Source organism: Pseudovibrio sp. Alg231-02 (genome assembly GCF_900143565.1).
GTDB lineage: Bacteria > Pseudomonadota > Alphaproteobacteria > Rhizobiales > Stappiaceae > Pseudovibrio.
The window spans coordinates 200,239-220,965 of sequence record NZ_FREX01000010.1; the positions used below are offsets into that span (position 1 = coordinate 200,239).

18 protein-coding genes and 1 tRNA gene are annotated in these 20,727 nt (G+C 49.0%); 3 read left to right on the forward strand and 16 right to left on the reverse strand.

Features of this window, described 5'->3' with window-relative positions; genetic code table 11:
- Positions 1-21: 21 nt before the first annotated feature.
- Positions 22-954, forward strand: coding sequence for a DMT family transporter (locus DHN43_RS22615; protein WP_256387195.1), 933 nt, complete (start codon positions 22-24; stop codon positions 952-954).
- Positions 955-1,031: 77 nt separating this feature from the next.
- Here the strand turns inward: DHN43_RS22615 and DHN43_RS22620 are convergent, their stop codons facing one another.
- From DHN43_RS22620 to DHN43_RS22635, 4 genes are all read right to left on the reverse strand, one after another.
- A complete protein-coding gene (locus tag DHN43_RS22620) occupies positions 1,032-1,769 on the reverse strand; it encodes a cytochrome c biogenesis CcdA family protein (protein ID WP_057462368.1) in 738 nt (245 codons plus the stop codon).
- A gap of 227 nt (positions 1,770-1,996) precedes the next feature.
- Positions 1,997-2,431, reverse strand: coding sequence for a universal stress protein (locus DHN43_RS22625; protein WP_057462369.1), 435 nt, complete (start codon positions 2,429-2,431; stop codon positions 1,997-1,999).
- Positions 2,432-2,473: 42 nt separating this feature from the next.
- Positions 2,474-5,089, reverse strand: coding sequence for a TRAP transporter permease (locus DHN43_RS22630; protein WP_108820127.1), 2,616 nt, complete (start codon positions 5,087-5,089; stop codon positions 2,474-2,476).
- Between the two features lie 128 nt (positions 5,090-5,217).
- The gene (locus DHN43_RS22635) at positions 5,218-6,177 is read right to left on the reverse strand and encodes a TAXI family TRAP transporter solute-binding subunit (RefSeq protein ID WP_063289846.1); all 960 of its coding nucleotides are present in this window, start codon (positions 6,175-6,177) and stop codon (positions 5,218-5,220) included.
- Positions 6,178-6,939: 762 nt separating this feature from the next.
- Between DHN43_RS22635 and DHN43_RS22640 the strand changes: the two genes are divergently transcribed.
- Together DHN43_RS22640 and DHN43_RS22645 are read left to right on the forward strand one after the other, a co-directional pair.
- A tRNA-Lys gene (locus tag DHN43_RS22640) sits at positions 6,940-7,015 on the forward strand.
- 1,160 nt (positions 7,016-8,175) lie between these two features.
- Positions 8,176-8,916, forward strand: coding sequence for a hypothetical protein (locus DHN43_RS22645; protein WP_159096959.1), 741 nt, complete (start codon positions 8,176-8,178; stop codon positions 8,914-8,916).
- A gap of 119 nt (positions 8,917-9,035) precedes the next feature.
- Here DHN43_RS22645 and DHN43_RS22650 read toward each other — a convergent pair whose 3' ends face one another.
- The 12 genes from DHN43_RS22650 to DHN43_RS22710 form a co-directional block, all read right to left on the reverse strand.
- Entirely contained in the window at positions 9,036-9,299 is a 264-nt protein-coding gene (locus tag DHN43_RS22650; RefSeq protein WP_014286557.1) for a hypothetical protein, read from the reverse strand.
- A 460-nt stretch (positions 9,300-9,759) separates the two neighbouring features.
- Positions 9,760-11,874: a DUF6371 domain-containing protein gene (locus tag DHN43_RS22660; protein ID WP_108820130.1), complete on the reverse strand. Its 2,115-nt coding sequence runs from the start codon at positions 11,872-11,874 to the stop codon at positions 9,760-9,762.
- A complete protein-coding gene (locus DHN43_RS22665; RefSeq protein ID WP_108820131.1) occupies positions 11,867-12,184 on the reverse strand; it encodes a hypothetical protein in 318 nt (105 codons plus the stop codon). Before DHN43_RS22665 ends, DHN43_RS22660 begins: the two co-directional genes overlap by 8 nt.
- A complete protein-coding gene (locus DHN43_RS22670) occupies positions 12,181-12,405 on the reverse strand; it encodes a helix-turn-helix transcriptional regulator (protein ID WP_193757811.1) in 225 nt (74 codons plus the stop codon). Before DHN43_RS22670 ends, DHN43_RS22665 begins: the two co-directional genes overlap by 4 nt.
- 106 nt (positions 12,406-12,511) lie before the next feature.
- The gene (locus DHN43_RS22675; RefSeq protein WP_108820132.1) at positions 12,512-13,294 is read right to left on the reverse strand and encodes a hypothetical protein; all 783 of its coding nucleotides are present in this window, start codon (positions 13,292-13,294) and stop codon (positions 12,512-12,514) included.
- Positions 13,295-13,917: 623 nt separating this feature from the next.
- On the reverse strand, positions 13,918-16,950 hold the full coding sequence (locus DHN43_RS22680) for a DUF6531 domain-containing protein (RefSeq protein ID WP_108820133.1): 3,033 nt from the start codon (positions 16,948-16,950) through the stop codon (positions 13,918-13,920).
- Positions 16,951-16,952: 2 nt separating this feature from the next.
- Positions 16,953-17,417 carry an SMI1/KNR4 family protein gene (locus tag DHN43_RS22685; RefSeq protein WP_108820134.1) on the reverse strand — a complete coding sequence of 155 codons (465 nt, stop codon included), beginning with the start codon at positions 17,415-17,417 and terminating at the stop codon, positions 16,953-16,955.
- Positions 17,410-17,622: an HNH endonuclease signature motif containing protein gene (locus DHN43_RS22690; protein ID WP_109314613.1), complete on the reverse strand. Its 213-nt coding sequence runs from the start codon at positions 17,620-17,622 to the stop codon at positions 17,410-17,412. The genes DHN43_RS22685 and DHN43_RS22690 overlap by 8 nt, the downstream gene beginning before the upstream one ends.
- Before the next feature lie 133 nt (positions 17,623-17,755).
- On the reverse strand, positions 17,756-18,622 hold the full coding sequence (locus DHN43_RS22695) for a PAAR domain-containing protein (RefSeq protein ID WP_108820135.1): 867 nt from the start codon (positions 18,620-18,622) through the stop codon (positions 17,756-17,758).
- A gap of 192 nt (positions 18,623-18,814) precedes the next feature.
- A complete protein-coding gene (locus tag DHN43_RS22700) occupies positions 18,815-19,369 on the reverse strand; it encodes a hypothetical protein (RefSeq protein WP_159096960.1) in 555 nt (184 codons plus the stop codon).
- 46 nt (positions 19,370-19,415) lie between these two features.
- A complete protein-coding gene (locus DHN43_RS22705; protein WP_159096961.1) occupies positions 19,416-19,970 on the reverse strand; it encodes an SMI1/KNR4 family protein in 555 nt (184 codons plus the stop codon).
- A 37-nt stretch (positions 19,971-20,007) separates the two neighbouring features.
- Positions 20,008-20,718, reverse strand: coding sequence for an HNH endonuclease (locus tag DHN43_RS22710; RefSeq protein ID WP_108820138.1), 711 nt, complete (start codon positions 20,716-20,718; stop codon positions 20,008-20,010).
- Positions 20,719-20,727: the final 9 nt, after the last annotated feature.

The following is a 20,727-nucleotide window of genomic DNA, read 5'->3' on the forward strand; positions in this document are numbered from 1 at the left end:
GGTCTTTTCGGAATACCACGCGTGTCTCATTCATCTTCGAGCTCAAATTGGGCATCAACATACGCCCTGTTGTTTCTCATGCCCATTTTCATGAGCTCCAACATAATAATCGCCAAACCAGCCATCGCTCATACAGAGCCGTGGACCCTTGCTTTTTTTAGATGGGGCCTTGCTTCACTTATTCTTCTGCCGTTCACATACCGTGAGCTCAAAGCCAACATGCCGTTGATCCGCAAAAACCTGAAGCTCCTCAGCTTCATGGCATTCCTTGCAATGTGGATCTGCGGAGCTATTGTCTATCTGGCTCTAAAAGAAACATCAGCGACCAACGGAACATTGATTTATTCAGCTGCCCCTGCCCTTATCCTGGCGCTTGAATGGCTCTTCAGAGGGCGAGCAGTTGCCATAAGGGAGTTTGCCGGGATCTCACTCGCCATCATCGGTGTCTTTGTGATTGTGACCAAAGGCTCGCTCGGCAACCTGCTCAACTTGCAACTAAACAGCGGTGATTTGTTGTTTGCCTTGTGTACGCTGAGCTGGGCAATTTACTCCGTACTCATCAAGAAAAGCCAGCTACAAACAATCTCTACAGCTCCTTTGTTTGCAATTCTCGCCATTCTTGGAACCATCATCCTAGCTCCATTTGCAGTCGCTGAAATGGCGATCACAGCCTCTATACCCGATACAGGTGAAGTCTGGATGTCTATCGCAGGCGTCGCGCTAATCGCTTCAGTGGCCTCTTTTCTGACTTACCAGTTCAGCATCCGACTGGTTGGGCCATCGATCGCTGGTATGTTCATGTACCTGATGACACCATATGGTGTCGGCATGGCAGTCCTGTTTTTGGGAGAACAGCTCCAGGCATTCCATTATCTGGGCTTCATCCCAATCATGGCAGGGCTCTTGTTGGCAACCTTACCAGCAAGCTTATTCCGGCGAAAAGCCAGCGCTTAGAAACTGAAGCAATACACCAAGCACAAAAAAGCAGGCCTTAGAGCCTGCTTTTTTCATCTCAAAATCTGGAGCGTCCATTAGCCGATCTGCGAAAAGACCGGGAAGGTTTCGAGCAACCAGAAGGAGAATGCCTGAATGTAACCGGTCAGGAAACCAACACCGGTGAGCACGAGAAACGCACCCATTACCTTTTCAACCATCCCCATGTGCTTACGAAAGCGCGCCATGAAGCCCATAAACGGCCCCGCGAACATCGCAGCAATCATGAATGGCACACCAATACCCAACGCATAGGCAGCGAGCAGAATAACACCCTGATTAACTGAGGCCTGCGTACCCGCAATTAAGAGAATACTTGCCAGAACTGGGCCGATACACGGTGTCCAGCCAAAACCAAAAGCAAGCCCCATCAAATAAGCACCGCCAAAACCACCCGGCTGACGATCAATCTGCACACGCGCTTCGCGGTAAAGGAACCCAATTTTAAAGGCGCCAAGAAAATGCAGGCCCATAATAATGATCATGCCGCCAGCCAAATAGGCAAGATACTGCGAATACTGCAGAACAAACTGACCAAGGAATGAAGCACTTGCACCAAGCAACACAAACACCGTTGAGAAACCGGCAACGAAACACATCGCGGCAACCATAACCCGATTGCTTTGTGCAGCGCTCTTATCTTCGCTCGTCACCTCTTCGATGGATAAACCAGCAATATACCCAAGATAAGGCGGCACCAGCGGCAATACGCAGGGAGAAACAAAAGACAAAATGCCTGCGAAAAAAGCGCCCCAAAGGGTGATGTCTTGCAACATATAGCTATCCTAATTCCACTTGGAATGCATCCACATGACCTGACGTTTGCACGCACGGAAGCGTGACGACATCATAGTCCATCAATAGATCACCAAGGCTTATATATACAATTTTGCTGAAAGTTGGATGTGTTTCGTCAAACAGGCAAGAAAATCTGCGACACATTTTGGTGAACGGTAGGTAAGAGCAGCTACCTACCGTCGACCACAAATATCAACTGTGACCTTTAGTTGTCACGTACAACCAGAACAGACTGGTTGGCATGGCGCACGACACGCGCCGCATTCGGTCCAAGCAGGAAGTCTTTCAACTCTGGACGATGCGAAGACAAAACAATCAGATCAGTGCCCAGCTTATCTGCTGCGCTTGTGATCTCTTCATAGATCGTTCCGTGGGCAATATGCCCTTTCACATCCAGCTCCTCATCAGGAAGCTGCGTATCAAGAAACTCTTCAAGAGCCTCACGCGTACGCTCTAAAGCCTCTGTTTCAAACTCGCGAGCGAAATAACCACCAACGATAGATTTGCCAAAGTCCGGCAATACCGTCACCACATGAAGCTGAGCTTTGTAATGACGAGCCAGATCAACAGCCACGGGAAGCGCAGTTTTCCAGCTGCTTTCTTCGTTTAGATCCAAAGGCAGCAAGATATTGGAGTACATTTCCCAACTCCTCAAAAATTATAGTTTTATGGCACAGCCCGCTTAAAAAGCGGGCTGTGTTTGGCGTCGACGTTGAAGTGCAACAACCAGCAAGAGCAGAAGCAAAGCCGGAATATAGAACAACTGTTTTGGCAGTCGTTCTGCATCCACCTGAGAGCTTACGATCACAACCGGAACATCTCCGTAAAAGTCAAAGCCCTGCAGTTTTTCAGCAAATGTCGTGCCTGGGAATGGTTCATCAAGCACCACAGCTCCATCATCCTGCATGGTAATCAGACCAGATGCATCAAGTCGTGCGTCAGCCCCCTGCTCCTCACCAATTGATAGAGGCAATGTCAGTGTCAGGATTTTATCCATGTCATCAAAATCCGGACCTGCGAGGTTAAGACGCACCATATCACCCGGCTGAGCTTCACCAACCATCTCCATGATTTGCGGACCTGTAGCAGTTACGTATGGATCCTGTACCTGATCGAGCCAGAAGCCCGGACGGAACAGCGTAAACGCAATGAGAAGCAGCGCTACGGATTCCCACAGACGGGAGCGCGCAAAGAAGTACCCTTGCGTTGCCGCAGCAAACAACATCATCGCCACCACAGAGACGATAAAGACGAAGACAGCCTGAAGTGGCTCAACATCAATCAGCAGAAGATCTGTGTTGAAGATGAACAGGAACGGGAGGGCTGCAGTACGCAAAGAGTAAATGAAGCCCTGAACACCGGTCTTGATCGGATCACCACGACTGATCGCAGCTGCCGCAAAGGCGGCTAGCCCCACCGGAGGCGTCACATCCGCCATAATACCGAAGTAGAAGACGAAGAAGTGAACTGCGATCAACGGAACGATAAATCCGGTCTGCTCACCAAGGTCCACAACAACCAGCGCCATCAGAGAGGACACAACAAGGTAGTTCGCTGTGGTTGGTAGTCCCATACCAAGGATCAAACTCATCACCGCAACCAGCACCAACATCAGCAACAGGTTACCGCCAGACAGGAACTCAACCAATGCAGCAATCATCTGATGCATACCGGTCAAAGACACAGTCCCCACGATGATACCCGCAGCAGCTGTCGCAACTGCAATGCCGATCATGTTGCGAGCGCCGCCGATCATGCCTTCAACGAAGTCCACAATACCCTGCCATGTACGGCCGGCCTGAGATTCTTTACGGAAGAACGCTTTCAGCTGATGCTGGGTCACAACGATGAAGGTCATCGCCATAGTCGCGTAAAACGCAGACAGGGACGGTGAGAACCGCTCGACGAGAATACACCAGATCAGAACAACGATCGGCAGGATGAAGTAGTAACCGGTACGGCCAACATCGCCAGCAGCAGGCAACTCACTCACCGGCGCATTAGGATCGTCCACCTCAAGGTCTGGAACCTGCGCGGCGATATACACCAACCACAAATAGCCGGCAGCAAACAACGCAAGCACAACAGGGAACGTGAGTGCTGGGAACGCAGTCTTCGTCCAGCCCAGACCGTAATACACGGCCGCACCCACAAGAGTGATACCGATAAAGCCTGTCAGTACACCAATCAGGCGCTGTAAAATGGTTACATGAACCGGAGGCTTAGGCAGACCTTTCAGGTTCATCTTCAACGCTTCAAGGTGCACGATGTACACCAGTGCGATGTAAGAAATCACAGCTGGAATGAAGGCGTGAATGACAACCTGATGATAACTGGTGCCAGTGAATTCAGCGATCAGGAAGGCTGCAGCCCCCATCACAGGCGGCATCAGCTGACCATTCACAGAGGAAGCCACCTCAACAGCACCCGCCTTTTCAGCAGGAAAGCCGGTCCGCTTCATCAAAGGAATGGTGAACGTACCAGTGGTCACAACATTCGCAATGGAAGAACCAGAGTAAAGACCACTCATCGCAGAGGCAAGAACCGCCGCTTTTGCAGGGCCACCACGCAAATGCCCAAGAAGCGCAAACGCGGCCTTGATAAAGTAGTTACCCGCGCCAGCTTTCTCCAGCAGCGAACCAAACAGCACAAACAGGAAGATCATGGACGCCGAAACGCCAACAGCAACGCCAAAGACGCCCTCCTCCTGAATCCAGTAATGCCACATGGCTTTACCATAGGAGGCACCACGCCATTGAATGACGTCTGGCAGCCAAGGAGAGTTGCCAAACATTGCGTAGCCAACAAAAACCGCAGCAACAATAACGAGAGGCAGACCAAGGCTCCGGTAAACCGCAATCGCAAGCACAGTCAGGCCAGTGGTGGCCACAATCAGATCCATCTGAGTTGGAAGACCGGCGCGATTAGCGATCTCAGAGCGCATAATCACAAGGTAGAGACAAGCCGCAGCGCCTAAAAATGCGAGCACCCAATCATACCACGGTATGGTATGTCGTGGGCTGCGGGAAAACAGAGGGTATGCAAAAGCAGCAAGCACCAGGCCAAATGCCAGGTGAATGTTTCTAACTGCAGAATTGTTGAAAATGAGATTGATGCCAAAGGTATCATTCAACCAAAATGGAACGTTCGAGGCCACATAAAGCTGAAAGACGGACCAGATAAAGGCAATGGCAGCAATCATCACACCTAGCCCACCGGCCAGGCTTCGTGCACCGGTATCTGCCTGAGCGACCAATTCTTGCGCATCAACCTGCGCTTTGTGTCGTTCTGGACTCATTTGCACCCCCAAATACAGTTCCCCCTTTGCCTTAGCTGTAAAGGCAGAGCAAGAAACCTACTAAATCTCATAGAAAGCCAAAAAATGCGGGGCCAGAACAGCCCCGCATCGTAGAAAACTTGGGTAGATTACATCCAACCACGTTCTTTGTAGTACTTCACTGCACCGTCATGCAGAGGAGCTGTCAAGGAAGCCTTGATCATCTCTTCTTCTTTCAGGTTTTTGAATGCAGGGTGCAGTTTTTTGAAGTCGTCGAAGTTTTCGAAGACAGATTTAACAATGACGTAAACAACATCATTAGGCACTGCAGCGGAAGAAACGAAGGTTGCGCCAACACCAAAAGTGTTGATGTCTTCTGCGTTGTTGTACATGCCTGCTGGGATAGTTGCTTTACGGTAGAAGGAGTATTTGTCGACCAGATCGTCGATCGCTTTACCTTCAACGTTTACAAGCTGCGCATCACAGGTGCTTACAGTTTCCTGAGTAGATGCGGATGGGTGACCAACCAGCCAGTAGTAAGCATCGATCTTGCCGTCACAGAGCGCAGAACCAGCTTCCGCAGACTTCAGCTCAGTCGCCAGAGCAAGATCAGCCTTGTTCACGATACCTTCTTTTTCAAGAAGCTGCCATGTTGCATACTGACCGGAACCTGGGTTGCCGATGTTGACTTTCTTACCCTTAAGGTCGGTGTAGTTGTTTACGCCGGAACCTTTAGAAGCAAGCATTGTTACTGGCTCAGGATGTACAGAAAATACAGAGCGCAGCTCACCGAAAGGCTTGCCATCCCATTGGGAGCGACCTTCGTATGCATTCGCCTGAACGTCAGACTGAGCAACACCGAACTCCAGCTCACCATTTTGAATGGTGTTGATGTTGTAAACAGAACCACCTGTAGATTCTACAGAACAACGGATACCGTGCTCTTTACGGGTCTTGTTAACAAGACGACAGATCGCACCACCAGTTGGGTAGTAAACACCGGTAACACCGCCGGTGCCGATGGATACGAAACGATTTTCTGCCGAAGCTCCAGTTGCAACGCTAACCGCAATTAGCGCAGCTCCAACTGCAACATTGCTAAGTTTCATACGAACCTCCACTTAAGTTGTAATTGCGCGATCCCGTTACTCACGGTATCGCGAATAGGAAATCTTGGCATTTTAACCATCAGACACGCCTATTTCCCACTGGCACAGAATGAAAGATGCCAAAAGCGGTGAAATACGTACACATCTATTACTTGGATTACCAGTAAACTCTCAAAGCCACCGGCAACAACCAAGCTGCATATCTATTCACCTAACAAACTGATTCAAATAATATTTTTTAGATATATGAGCATTTCGCACACGCGAAAGCCCCACAGATATTTCACGAAAAACTGCCAAAAATCAGGTGATACACCAGCAAACTGCCGATTGCTTCCACAAAATAGTATACTAAGGTATTACAGATTTTGTGAAGTATCACGCTTCATTTCGAGCAATATCTCTACGTTATTTCACCTAGAGAACTAATAATACCCCCAAAACCAAGGGATGAACGAGATGATTGCAGCGCTCTCCCGCCTCAGAGCAGATTATAGCGGAAAGCGCATTTTGTGCACCGCACCCTACACTCTGCCAGATAATGAACGTGCCAATTGGAAAAACAAGGAAGCGAAACCCAACACTATTTAACTACTCACATTTACATTGAGTTGGTTTCAGTAATTTCATCGCTTAGACAACATAAGAACGGTAAATAAGCGCAAAAAACGCTCCGTGTGGAAAATCGAAAAAACCACTTGCGCTAAGCCCCTGCAATCCTTAGAAGACCCCTCACAGGCAGCGACCTAACGGTCACGCCGAGAGCCCGTAGCTCAGCTGGTAGAGCAACTGACTTTTAATCAGTAGGTCCACGGTTCGAACCCGTGCGGGCTCACCATTTAACCTCATGGTATATAAAGAGGTTTAGCAAAGCTCCCTCCCGGGAGCTTTTTGCTTTTGTGCCTTGTGTCAGCACTATGTAAGCAAATGAGTGCGTTTGAAAGCGCGATTTTGCTCTCACAATGCCCTCAACATCTTCTCTAATTTAGCTCTGGAAAAGCTGTGAATGTCGTCATAGTTGTCAGCAGACGAGCAAGTCACTTGGGTTGACAGATTGCAGAATTGAAAACGAGCTGTCATAAGCCGTCAGAGCCTCAAGGCAAGCTTACCAAGCCGAGCACCTGTCAAGCCTAGATATCATTAGACTAAAGCCCATTTTTGTCGCCTTCTTGTAATCAGGGGGTCGCGGGTTCGATCCCTGCTGCCGGCACCACTCTTCTCCTTGATTTATCAAGGAAATTTCAAAGCCTCCTTCGGGAGGCTTTTTGCTTTTCTGGCTTTTGTCAGCATATGGTAAGCAAATAGGCGTTTTGGTAAGCAGGATTTCGCCCCTCCTACCCCTTCTAAATTCTCTTTCAACTTAATACTGGAAAAGCTGTGAATGCCGTCACTAGCTGTCAGAAGCCAGGCATTCTGGGAGGCTTGACGCAAACCAAGCCGTCAGATCTTTGTAACCGCTCGTCACAGCCTCCAGATGCTCAGTTATCCTCCAACTCAGATTAACTTATGCGCCTCAGATAATTCGACGGCTATAGAAAGAAAAAACTGATTTAGTGAGCTGCAAATTATACGACGAGAACTGTCGTGTCAGTTTTACCGCAGGGCTCTTTGGTACAAGCTGAAGTGACAACTATTGCAGCTTCAGCTCTACTCGCGCAAACGATGTGATCTAACAGGTAAACGATGCCTAACTTCCAACCACACCAATTCCACACTCCACCGAAAGTAATGCCTCTGAACTTAGACTGCATAAGCTTGGATGGCGGCGGTTGGGCACCCTCTCAATTTGAAGGCACGACGCAAGATGGCTACGGCATATATTGCAGGTATCGGGGCGGTTACTTATCGGTAGACATCAGCAATGAACCCAGTGGAGATGCAATTAGTAATGGGAAGGAAATCCTTGGACTCCAATTGGGGCCACAACTTCACGGTGGGATGTCATTGGGTCAATTATGTTCGATTGCAGGGATAACAATCAATGGTGAGAGGCCACCCATGCCAACCCTCGCCGAAATCCGCAAAGAATGCTGGTTAGACCTAAGTGGCACCACAACCTTCTATGATTTTTCCTTGGATAGCACAGTGGAGACAGCAAAACGTGCTGTTAGCGCTATGGGTGATCTTCTGGGCGGAGCGCACTTTGTTGAACGAGTGATGGATAAGGATTTCCAAACGGCAGGTGCAACCTTACGCAACACACCTGCTGAGTTTGAAACTATCGACCCCACCATCATGTTTGGCGAGAAGCCGGTAGCATCCGAACTTGCGAAAGTGTCTGATACAATTAATCTTCAAGACCTGTATCCGACCTCCTTGTTGTTGAACACGACCTTCTCTGGATTTCGACATCGGTTACGTATGTTCTCAAGATCGCAGCATTTAGACAAGCAGCTCGACGAACTAGGTCGAAATGTCAAAATCGCGGGGCACGATGATGAATGCTTATATGGCACGCTAATGTTTGCAGCTAGCTTCCCTACAAAAGACGCACAAAAACGGGATACCCTTCAACAGGTTGCTGAAAAAATAAACGCATTAACTCCAGAGCTCAAAGTTCATGCCACCAATCTACAAACAGGGGAGCCACTACCTTATCTCGATAAAATCAAACGGATAGATCCAGTAATCACAGATTGGGTTTTATCTGATGAAAGAAACTGGCTTCAGATACGTATCGAGCGCTTTAATGAGCAACGCATTCTTGTAGGCTATAAGCCAAGCATGGCACTCAATTAAAGTTCACACAGCGCAAACATCAGCGTTCTAGTCGCCAATCAAAAAAGGCCTGAGAAGCATCGCGCTTCCCAAGCCAGAATATTCCGTGAGAGGCAATGCCCCTCTTCATTCCATGTTTTTTAGTCTTTGGAGACTTCCAGCGCACAAGGTTCGAGCAGCTCCGAGATTTTCTCGCTACTTCCCTGCACATCTTCAATGTGATTGCGCACAGTATCAAACAGCGTCAGCAACGCTTCATACTCCTGTGTGTGCTCCATGCGTTCGCTCAGAACCACACTCATAGAATAAACCAGATTTTTGAGGTGGTTGGCTGTGAGGTGAAGCTGGTCCACTTCATTGCGAAGGGACGTATGGGCACATTTCTCTTTACCAGTATCAGTCATCTAAAAACCCTCGTAAGTAGTTAGAACACCACTCAACAGAAGGCTTCTGATGGCCCACTGGCGAGCGGGAGGTTCAGAACCTGTACGAGGCAGGCGGGTTTATTCCCCCGCAAAGGGTATTGTATTCACCGCCCTCCCGCCCATAAGCGAGAGTTTGCGTTTGGAGAACCAACTCCAGACACAAAAAAGCCGCGAATTAACGGTTGCGGTGACCGCTCGTACATGAGGTTCTGACGCCTCAAGATGACCATGCGATGATTGGCGCAAGGTGTCAATGCAAGGAAACCGAATTCCTCCACAAACCCATAGGATTAGCGGGGCCAAAAAAGGAGAACAACAACAAGAACATCAACACCAAGCCCTCGCGAAAACCACATAGGCACTCGCGCCGTGGTCTCGAACTACCCGTAGGCAAGGAAAAGCCCGGGAAGGACCCGTGATGTTTGGGAAGAGGAAACGACTAAATCACATCCAGATAAATCAACCGCTTTGAACCCGTCGCCTTCTTCAGCACCTGAATACGCTTTTGCCTCAGCAATGGAGCCGCTCGATCTACCGCATTCCCAAAGGCATTTACCTTTTGCGGCCAAAAGCGCGAGCCTCTGATCTGGTCACTCACAACCATATTGAGCTCTGTCAGCAGCTCAGTTGCCGTACCCACCCAGCTCTCACCACCTTGCCGGACCATGAGAAACTCATAGAGAGCCACCGCAACCGGATCACCTTCAAACACAGCTTCCGCCGTACCACGCCGGTTGCTTTCATAAGCTTCCAGAAACTCACCCTCCTCCCAGCCAAGACCAGAAGAGGCAGCCACCATCAACCGCGCAAAGTCCGCCATACGTGGATGGCGATCCAAATGCACACTCTCAATATTGCGAATGGCCGCGCTCAATGCATCCAGTAGAGCACCAAGCATACGCGGTTTGAGCTGCTCCCATTCTTGCCAGAACAGCTCTTCCGGCTGACGGCCCACTTCATCAATCCTCTTGAGGCGAACAGAAAGCGCCCGCTCTGCCAGATCAGCCCGCTCAGTCAGCGCAGGAATGCCATTAAGCAGCACAGGCCGCGCCCCTTGAAACCAATAGGCATCGCCATCCGTGTGCAGCTTACGAGAGATAAACCCACTCCCCGTCGCCATCCGGCAAATCGCATCAGACAACCAGCCTTCCATTTTCGAGACATTATCGAAGTTGAGCACATGCCCGTTTTGCGCCATCACCATAAGGTCACGCTCATCCTTGGGAAGAGAGGACGCAGAAACCGCACAGGGATCTGTAATCGACCGCAACAGCCGCGCCATAGTGCTCTTGCCACTACCTTGCTCTCCACCAAGTGCTAAAACCGGATAACTCCGACTACGCCCCCACAAGCACGCCACCATCCAACCAAGAACAAGCTTGCAGTCCTCTTCCTCCGCATTAATCAGATGATGCATCTCTTCAATGCCATGCCCTTTTTCAGGCACGGGTAACGCAGACATAGTCTGCTTGCGGATGAACTTGACGGGAGGATTACTGATCACCTCCCAACCGTCACGGGTGATACGGACCGCTCGCCAGCTCTCATCTGCCAGATCGAGCCAGCTTTCTCCATCTTGCCAGCCAGTCCGCATATACGGCACACGACAAGCACCCTGCTCCAACGCACGCACCTCAAACACCCGCAAGGCATCACCTAGGTTTTGCGTTGAAGGTGCAAGCCCGGTCTTTTCATAATATCGCCCCACCAGCCAACGCTTGAAGCTTTGGCTCTCAACCGGCCAATGCTCATAGTGACCATTCACAAACACAGTGGCAAAGGCGTCTTTTTGCGGAGAATGCCAAAGCTCCAGATCCTGCGCGACTGATAACAAACTCACACCACGCGCACGCGGCTTAGCTTCCAGCTCTTCCGCATCTTCTGCTTGAGAAGGCAAGACGAAAGCTTCGGCCTGCTCTGGCGTCCATCCATCCGCCAAGGCATCAGCAGCATCCCAGCCATTGGAAACATCATCCGGCGGATCAAGAATCCTCACCGATGCTGCTCCAACCTTCTCAAGGCAACCGGCAACATCATACGCAAACTTCAACCCTGCCTCATCCGCATCAGGCCAGATAAAAACATCTCGCCCTTTAAGCGCAGACCACCCCGCTTTCTTGGCAGCGTTGGAGCCACCGGGAGAGCTGATACAAACATGTTTCAGTAACAACTGCCTTGCAGCATCCGCAGCCTTCTCCCCCTCAACAATAATAACGGGCGCATCTGGAGCTTCTGCCAGAAGCTCCAAGCCATATAGCGGCCTCGGCTGCGGCCACGTCTCCCATCGCCATTTCAACTGCTCTCCAACTTGGAACAAACACAGCGGACGGTAGCTCTTACCCTCCCCTTCGATATCAAAACGGCAGATATAGCCAAGCACTGCACCACTCGTATCTCGGTAGGTCCATCGATGCGACGGCATCCCAAGCTTAGGATGGAAAGCAGGAGGCTCCGGTGCCTCATCTGGCACCGGAAGCACAATCGCCTTTTGTGGCGGCGTTCGATTGGATTTGGTTGCTTGGTCTGTTTTGATTGGAGCAAACGGATCACTCATAAGCATCCACTCCAATCATATCAGCCAGATTGCAAGCGGCTTGCTTTTGCGAGAGTGAGAACAGATAGGCTCCAAGGCTGATAAAATCCCGCCCGCCTTCACCAGTCGCAAAGTCACACCACAAACCTGAAGCTATATTGATCTTGAAGGAACCGGCCCGCCGATCAATCCGGCGCGGGTTCTTAACGGTATACTCACAGCCACAAAGTCGCCCACCGGGAAGCCACTGCCTGCAGATCGTATCACCATGCAATAAAGCAGCTCTGGCTATGCGCTGAAAAGCAATGCGGGGATTGTGTCGCCGTCTCATGACCTCGCCCCCACTTCACTCGTGGAGCTGGTCAAATGAGATTCAATCCATACCTGTATGTCAGAAGGCCGGTAGCGTACCGCCTTACCCAGCTTCACATATTTCGGCCCACCACCACGCACCCGCCACGCCTGTATGGTCCGTATAGAAATTCCAAGATAATCCGCCGCAGCAGCTTCCGTAATCAAAGCGTTCTCAACGCTGTTCAGTTCCGTCCTCATAACCATCATCTCCGCTCATTTACGATGAGGAAATGCTGATTGGATTTCACCGGTAAAAATAGGTGGCACGATTAATCAGTGCGGGTGTTTTAATTTATGTCTCTGATCATTTTGAAGGAATACGGCCTGCTTGTTTAAACGACTTCGGTGCATAATCACCCCACAGGCGATCAAACTGACGCCCACTTACTCCCGGGAAGAGCTGCAATACTTCCCTCCGTACCTCCGCCTTCGTTGAGCGTGGCTGGTCCCCAAGCGCTTCGAGAAAACGGATGACATCAGCCTCAACAAAACGGCCTTTACTATCAGAATTAGAGTTGCGCTTTGCCTTCGTGCTTTGAGCCACAAATATCGTCAAATCTTCGGCCAGCACTTGCCGCTGATCACCATCAACACGTAAGAGTTCATTTCTTCGCAATGAGACATAGGAGAACTCAGAGGACCAGAGAGAGGCAGGCACGTCAACAGCTTCAGCTAGGGCGCTCTCACGTCCTTTCACTATGAGCTCACCACACTGCAGAGCTGAGATCAGAGCCAAATACGTTTCAAATATCAGCTGAGTTGCTAGCTTTTCCTCAGCTCTCTGGGGAACTTTGCCGCTCTCAAGGATTTCCATCAACCCATGGTCATCTAGCCACTCGGGAAGAACTGTTTTCTTGTGGCATTGAGTTAAAGTTCGAAGGTCAGCAGTTACAGGCCAACAGCTAGGCGAGAGATAGGAAAAATAAGAACAAATGCCCTCGAGCGACCAATCGTAAACCGATGCAACCACGCTTGCGTCATAGATTGCTTCACTCACTTCATCTCGATCAAACAGTAATCCTTCGAAAGCATCTTTGAAGAAATGCCCTTCGACAAGCGTCAGATCATACGCTGCAATCTCCCCCATTGGATCTCCTAACCTAACAATCACGAACACCACTGTAGACTAGTGCAAACTGGGGAGTGAGAATGCGTAAAAATTTTCGTTTAGTAACGAGTAGAACGAAAGGGAACCTACTCTCGGAAAGCAGTTCTCAAAACAGCCAGTCAAGTAGCATGTCTTTTTGCCTCATTTCTCACTCCAGTCAGCAAGATCTCGGGTCGAAACACTTCCTTACTCAAATCAACTGATCTGTGCTTAGGCCTTCACCGCACGCTCACCGCTCACGCAATATCTTAGACAACGCGGCGCGTAGTTTTTGCTCCTCCCGCCCTGAATCCTATCGAGATTACATCGTCAAGCATTCGAAAGGCGGCTGCAAGAAGTTATCACGAGCTCTGGCAGGCTGTCGGGTAAGTCTGCCAACGGTTCAAAGAGGATGAGTGTAGCAACGTCTTCAAGGCTGTAGGATATGAAACCGATTAAACGCGACGCACTCCAAAAATCAAAATTGGAAGGCGAGGACTGAACACCGGTTACGATAGAGCCATACAACATGGGCAATGATTTAAGGCAGAAACCGGTGGTGCTTGTAACTGATCGGAACTGAGGTCATAGTGCTCGCTTACTCATTAAGACTGGGGTCAGAGTTAACTTGATGGCGCCCCGTAAGGTCCCTTCCAGAACGGTATTTGAGGCCATATCAGACCTTCGGGGATCAATTGACCAAAAGGAAAGAAGTTATCGAGAACCTGCAGCCGCGACAGGACATAAAACATACCACTAAACATTCCAAAGCTGTTCAGTTTTGACATACGTACGGCTATTCGCGAAGAAGCATCAGCACCGAAAAGAGTGTGATCGAAGGGAAAGGTATAGCGTGTCTTATCGTCGGTTCTGAGCAGCACCCCATTCATACAGGGTAGACACGAAACCGGTTCATTATCCAGCATCATAAACCAGCGATGTCCTGCAGCATAATAAGGGCTACAGAAGCGTCGTGTTCCCCCGATTTCCTTCATTCTGACATCACAAATCTGACCCGTAAGAGTATAATTGAGATCTACCTCATCATGAAGATTACTTGCCCTTGAGTTTTGCAAAAATCCTGGAAGCAAATTGGAAAATCGAATGGACTTAACCCTACCAACAACATCACGATCAAATTCGTAGCATAGAATATCCCGGTCATCCGCAACGAGCGTCACGGTTTGAACAGCCCCAGCAGGGTTATGCTGAGTATTAAATGCCACTTCTCGACCTTTGGACTCCAGAGCAAACCGGTCACCATGATCTGTGATCAGCAGTTCCTGACCATTCAAGTCAATCCTCAAATAATCATCCACTTGGTTCACATTCAGGTAGAAACCCGCACTTTCGCAGACAAACCCATTTGCTCTTAATGTGTAGCGATCTGTTCCTGAAGCGTCGATGCATTCGCCTTCCTTGTCGGAAAATCTCCTTGAAAAACTGGTTTGAATGCCATGCTGATTATCAATAGTCCCCGATTGGACAATTCCGGTTACATAGTCCGTTTCGGTATTGAATCGAAAAATCGCGTGGTCAGGATCGTCGATAACTTGCCAGCTTTGATCTGAATAGCATTTAAATTTTTGCCCATTCAGTTTTAGGATGTCGCAACCCTCGTCCCTCTCAATCTGAGCAAAAAAGTGATCACTTGTAACAGCACTTAACCGACCAGTATCATCATAGGTGTAGCGAAAAACCCTGTCGTCAATCTGTTCCGTTTCAAGAAGTGTTCCCAAATAATTTCTTTTGAGAACCTGCTGACCATCGGTCAAACTGCAAAGGCGACCAACGCCATCAAACGCAGCATCCAGCGATTGCTGAGGTTGGCCAGTCAAGTTTGCATCCCATTGATGGACATTGGTTTTGATGTTTCCATCAGATTGTTCGGATCTTGCCAAATGAGCTGTTCGGGCAATGTCAAACACATCAGCCCCCGTTGAGGAAAAGGTCCATTCCTCGGAACTACCTGCAACTGCAAGATCATTTATAAACCCGGAACGACTGAAACCCACTTCGACGGAGCGATCCTCCAAACCGACCGGGCGACCAAAGACATCCCGACCAATAACTTCGGTTCCAATCTCGACAAAATCAGAGTGATTATCAGCATGGTAAAACTGAAGATGCGATACAGGCACCACATTGGAGGAAAAAGGAGATAACAAAGGCTCAGATACCCCCAGAAAAGCCGCATGAAACAAACTAGACATACCGTCCAGAAGATTATGAGGCAGGCCCACATGAATACAAGAAGGATCCCCGGAAAGAGCTCCTCGCCAGGTGGTTCTTTCAACAGGAGCCGAAAGAATATCATGCATATGGGCAAGCAATATCTCAGCTCTACCCTCTTGAACAGACTGCGGCAATTCAATGAGACCGGCTACCGACAGAGGCCTTTTTCGTACAATCTCAGCCAAAGAACCGAATAATTCTGATGGAGAAAATCGGGCTAATCGAGGTGTTTGTATCACCCCGTCTGCGAAGCAGAAGCTGGTATCTGGCGTTATAAGTTCCGACAGGGCTTTCGTATCTTGAGCATACTTCAGCAACCATTCCAGACCCCGGAAATTCATCGAAAGCGGATTTCCGGCATCGTCATAACCAATTCTCAAAAGCTCCTGATCACCATCCTCTATTGACGCGAGCAGGCCCCATTCATCCTCATATGAGAATTCCAGACTTGTATCTTCACCTGCCTCCACCCGATGCAAGCGGCCATCTCGCCAGTGATAGGTAACGGTTCGCCCATCTGCCAACCTGAAAGAGGAAAGAACGGCCTGGTCACAATCAATGCTGAATTCGGTTATTGCATCTCCACCACGGCGGATTATCGTCGTGTCAGTGGCCGGATAGGCACATTCCAAGGGCGCCATGCCATGCCTGAAGCGCCTATTCAAAAGCCGGTTATCACTATCTAGCTGCAAGGCTTCAAACGCACCTGAAGGTCTCACCCGGTGGGTAAGCTTCCCGTCGTCATTATACATATAGGCCCACTCTCCGGCATATGCCGAGCGAACCTGTACAAGCCTGCCATCATCATCATATCGATAGGACCCAACATCCTTTAGTTGACCGGTTACCCTATCCCGCTCGCTAATCCGATTGATCTGCAAATCATCACAATGAATATCAAGATGCAGCCCGTCACTGCGGGAAACACTGGTCAAATTTCCGTAGGCTGACCGTTTGAAACGGATTTCATCGCCAGCTTCATTATATAACCTGCGCAGAAAAACTTTCTTACCGTCCGACAGGCCAAACTCGTAAAACAATCCCCCTGCTACCCGAAAGGTCGGGCGCATATTCAGGATTTCAAGCTTCCAGTCCTTTACAACAGGATTGGTGGAAATTCCCCCGGACCAGGGTATCTGGAAACGTGCTATCTCACCCGTTGGCAGGTGAAGGCTCAACCATTCCGGGCCCGGCAGAACATACAGGCTCCAGTTATCAATCCATCCCTCGCCAGTCTGTCCGTTGAAAAGTGACATGGACTGCCAGGTCGAGGTCAGAAAGAGGGGAATTTTTCCTGGATAATAAAGATCAGTTCTGGAAAAGGTCGCTTCACCAGAGACAGGATTGAAAATTGAATCCACAAGCCGGGTGTTTCCAGGCCTCTGCCCCCGATAATCGTAAAGGTCATAGAGTATGGACATGGTCAGCCCTGAAAGCTGAAGAGACGTTCAAGGAAATGATCTAAGCTTTTCCCGATATAGTTGAGATTGCTGTAATCAGCGTCGCCTTCATTTTCATGATCCCAGAAATATATCGCGCCTGCATCATCTCCAGACAAGGACAGCAGGATCAGATTACCGAACGGATCATGCGCAATGGGAAGCATATGGGATGGAACACGCTCGTCCTCGACATACATGGAACAATAATCCAGTAAATCTGACGTATCATCAGTTCCCACTGACAAAAACCAGTCCACCAAAGAGTCGCTATAGGGCCCATCATCATCAAGAAACGAGAAGCATTCTGGTATCGGTCTACCGCCATTGTGCTGAGACAAAAACGACCGGTAATCTGCTGGCAGAGCAAACCCTAGTTTCTTTTCCAAAGATGCAAGAGCTGCTTCATCAAGCCCGGTGGAAGCGTCCAATATCACTGCCTTAGCCATTCTTCAGTTGCTCCTTGATTACCGAAACACCACCGGAGTGAGGAAAGGCGTTATGCATGCTGGAATCGACAAGTTGCAATGTACCCGGATTGGCGCCATCATGGTGCCAGGTAAACCCCTTTGGAGTTCTGACATGCCCTGCATGCTGGTTTGCCATGTAACAGTCACGTACCCGACTGGGTTTAGCTGTCTTCGATACAGTCATATTTTTCTCTTTTAATCTCGCTTTGACAGATCCAATCCGACCTGTTTCTTGCATGCATGTTCGTGTCTGCACCCTTAAAATCAATTTGTGAAGGCGTGAAGACCGATTAAACTTCAACTACGTTCGGGTAAACTCAGAGACCACAGGCATTTGCCATGAGCTTTACACACATATCCGAGGCCTGCGGACGCAATACAGACTCCAGCTTTGCCGGGTTTCCGGATTGGGCCAGATCATGCAATCCCGCCACTAACGGATTATCGGGAATATTCGGTATAGTCGCAGACAATGGCTCCCCCAGTGATGTCTCGGAAGACACGGCATCGGAAAAATTCTGCGAAACACGGGAGACAGCCTGAGAGGTAACTTCCGGAACCTTGCCTTTCAGAGCTCCAATCAGGGCGTCGCTGTGCAATGCCTTGGTTTTGAGCGTATCAAGAGCTTTATTCGTCAGACCATCCAGCCCAACTTTGGGAAGATGCGAGGCAACATGGTGGGACAGGATGTCTTGAATACCACTTTCAAGAATTGAAGTGAGCTGATCCTGCACGAATGCACCTAGCTCAGGCACTGGCATAGACAGAGCCTCCTTGAAGGCGAGCAATTCGATCGACGCAGGATCTTCCAGCCTGCTCAAACCCGGATCCAGCAAGGGCGATGCATTATCCTTTGCGCCTTTCATGCAGCTCTTCAGAGGACCACCCATTCCCACATCACCAATGAAGGTATCACCGGAGCCGGCTGAAACAGAGCCGCCACAGCCGATACTATCCCCCACACGACCTGCTTTTTTGCCGTTGATGAATACGGTAGCAGACCCGGCAGACAGGGAACGTGGATGAGGAGGGCATTGGGGACAGCCATGCGGTGCAAATGCATCACCCAGCCTCACGGCCTTTCTGCCGTTGATGAAGGTATCGCCGGAACCGCTAATAGCCGGTGTCGGAGGAAAACAGCCATGGCCTGATCCAATATCTCCCAATCGTGCTGCTTTTGGCATTTCGCCTCTCCTTCAAAATCAAAAAATCAAAATCCGATGAAGCCCGCAACGAGCCCTGACAAACAAATCCAATGGGCCAAATTCTCTTAAAAGTTCCAGTTCAAGCTTATCTCCGCAAAAGAACACGTTACTTTTATTGCCGTTCTCGTACTGGTATCCCCAGCTCCCCATACCCTCTGTTTGAACAGAAAGTTACTCACCAAAATCCTCTTCCCATTCCTCAATATCATCTTCATCTGCAGACAGCGCATTGATAAATTCTTCAAAGCTGTCACCAAGTTTGGTTATGCCTTCAATGTCTGAGGGTATATCGTCCATATCATCATCAAGAATCAGGGGATTGATATCCTCAAGCGCAAAAACCTTACCAATACACTTGCCCCTAATTACCAATCCAATCGACAAATGATTGCCGGATGCAATGATAAGGGCATCATTGACATTGCCGCATATCCCCGTATCTTCAAGATCTTTTGTACAAGAGAAAACCGAAATTCCGTCGTCATCAAATGAATATTCTGGATGTGGAGCAAGATTCGCAAAAAACGTAATTAGTAGAGAACCTTGATTTGTTTCATAGCGGTAAGGAAGAGGCCTGACACCTGCCCCACAGCTCCGATAGAACGCCACATATTGCTTCAGGCTTTCGTGATCCTGAAAACTGAACCCAAATGCTTTCTCGTGATAGGCAATGCCCCTTTCCAAGCCTTCATTGGAAAAAGGTCTCCTAAATTTCACTTTATGCATACCCGCACCAGCCTGCACTATTCACCCAACAACACGCCGTTACGCTTTATGAGCCAGAACCAAATTTCTCTTTAATTTCATCAGGTAAGTAATCCATAGAATCTTCCCAATCATCAAGGTCGTCTTCATCTGCAAAAAGACCATCAATAAACTCGCTAAATGTGTTGGCAAGATGCAGAGCTCCGTTTTCCAGCCTAGCCTGGTCGCCTTCCAGATAAACACCACTATCAACAAAGGCAAAAACCTTACCTCTGTGTGGCTCCTTTATCGCCAAAGCAAACTTCAAATGCCCCCCTCCACCGTAGGCAAACAACAACATATCACCACTTATGCGATCATTAACGACAGCTTTATTAGTTTGGGTTTGTATGGATTGCTGATCATCAGGCGGGAAATATCCATAAAACTCTTCGATTTTCATCCGATCCATACCAATCTTGCCATCATATTGACACGGTATGGGGTCTGCTCCGATGCCATTTTTTTGCAAGAAAGAAAGAAAATCATCTGGTAAACCAACACCAAAATGTTTTTCCGCCCATTTATCAAAAAGTGTTACATCGCCAGTTTCAATCTCGCTCAAGAAGAAAAGTTTTTGCATCATTAACCCCTTTATTCAGCTGTACGTCGATAAAACTTCATTTCCCAGAGTGTCCTCCAGCGTGATCAAATAGATCGTGTACTTCAAAATCGACCAACAACATAGACGTTCCATCTTCATGATGGTGCCAAACGTATTTTTGTCTACCCGTATCACCCTTGGCTTGGGGTCTAGACCTCTTTGCCTCATTCTTTTTTTTCTTGACCACACCGATTTCCTCCGCCTTCTGCCGTTTTTCATTCATGAGCTTTTTATTGGCTTCATAGTAATCATCGACTCGATCACCTTGAAAAGGTCGAATTTGCGTCGTGTAATCTGTAAAGTCGTCGAAGATTGGTTTACCATTCACATAGGGGATTTCAACATCCATATTACCCTTTGTCGAAGTGTTCATATTCTTGCCATAGATCACAGCCCCTGTATCAGGATCGTGTTTCAGCCAGCCACCACTTTCCTCCCAATCCTTGAACTTAGGTGCGTTGGTGCCAGCATTGTGACGACCGAGCTTTTCCTCAAGATCCTTCGCGCTTATGGGCTTTGCATTTGGATGATCATCCAGCACACTTTTTTTAGGAGGCTCTGCTTTCTTTGCCGCGTCAGCTGAACTGTCAATGACATCAGGAGCTTTGCCATTCTTTTTGATATTGGTCACCCCGTTCAGTCTGGCGGCTTCTCCGCCGGCTTTTCGAACAGCTTTCAATCCGGCCTGACCAGCATTTCGAGCTGCTGATGAAGGAGCTTTTGCCATATCTCTCTC

Coding starts and splice junctions, on each gene's coding strand:
- DHN43_RS22620 (WP_057462368.1), bottom strand. CDS start 1,769: ATGTTGCAAGACATCACCCTTTGGGGCGCTTTTTTCGCAGGCATTTTG.
- DHN43_RS22625 (WP_057462369.1), bottom strand. CDS start 2,431: ATGTACTCCAATATCTTGCTGCCTTTGGATCTAAACGAAGAAAGCAGC.
- DHN43_RS22630 (WP_108820127.1), bottom strand. CDS start 5,089: ATGAGTCCAGAACGACACAAAGCGCAGGTTGATGCGCAAGAATTGGTC.
- DHN43_RS22635 (WP_063289846.1), bottom strand. CDS start 6,177: ATGAAACTTAGCAATGTTGCAGTTGGAGCTGCGCTAATTGCGGTTAGC.
- DHN43_RS22645 (WP_159096959.1), top strand. CDS start 8,176: ATGCCAACCCTCGCCGAAATCCGCAAAGAATGCTGGTTAGACCTAAGT.
- DHN43_RS22650 (WP_014286557.1), bottom strand. CDS start 9,299: ATGACTGATACTGGTAAAGAGAAATGTGCCCATACGTCCCTTCGCAAT.
- DHN43_RS22660 (WP_108820130.1), bottom strand. CDS start 11,874: ATGAGTGATCCGTTTGCTCCAATCAAAACAGACCAAGCAACCAAATCC.
- DHN43_RS22665 (WP_108820131.1), bottom strand. CDS start 12,184: ATGAGACGGCGACACAATCCCCGCATTGCTTTTCAGCGCATAGCCAGA.
- DHN43_RS22670 (WP_193757811.1), bottom strand. CDS start 12,405: ATGAGGACGGAACTGAACAGCGTTGAGAACGCTTTGATTACGGAAGCT.
- DHN43_RS22675 (WP_108820132.1), bottom strand. CDS start 13,294: ATGGGGGAGATTGCAGCGTATGATCTGACGCTTGTCGAAGGGCATTTC.
- DHN43_RS22680 (WP_108820133.1), bottom strand. CDS start 16,950: ATGTCCATACTCTATGACCTTTACGATTATCGGGGGCAGAGGCCTGGA.
- DHN43_RS22685 (WP_108820134.1), bottom strand. CDS start 17,417: ATGGCTAAGGCAGTGATATTGGACGCTTCCACCGGGCTTGATGAAGCA.
- DHN43_RS22690 (WP_109314613.1), bottom strand. CDS start 17,622: ATGACTGTATCGAAGACAGCTAAACCCAGTCGGGTACGTGACTGTTAC.
- DHN43_RS22695 (WP_108820135.1), bottom strand. CDS start 18,622: ATGCCAAAAGCAGCACGATTGGGAGATATTGGATCAGGCCATGGCTGT.
- DHN43_RS22700 (WP_159096960.1), bottom strand. CDS start 19,369: ATGCATAAAGTGAAATTTAGGAGACCTTTTTCCAATGAAGGCTTGGAA.
- DHN43_RS22705 (WP_159096961.1), bottom strand. CDS start 19,970: ATGCAAAAACTTTTCTTCTTGAGCGAGATTGAAACTGGCGATGTAACA.
- DHN43_RS22710 (WP_108820138.1), bottom strand. CDS start 20,718: ATGGCAAAAGCTCCTTCATCAGCAGCTCGAAATGCTGGTCAGGCCGGA.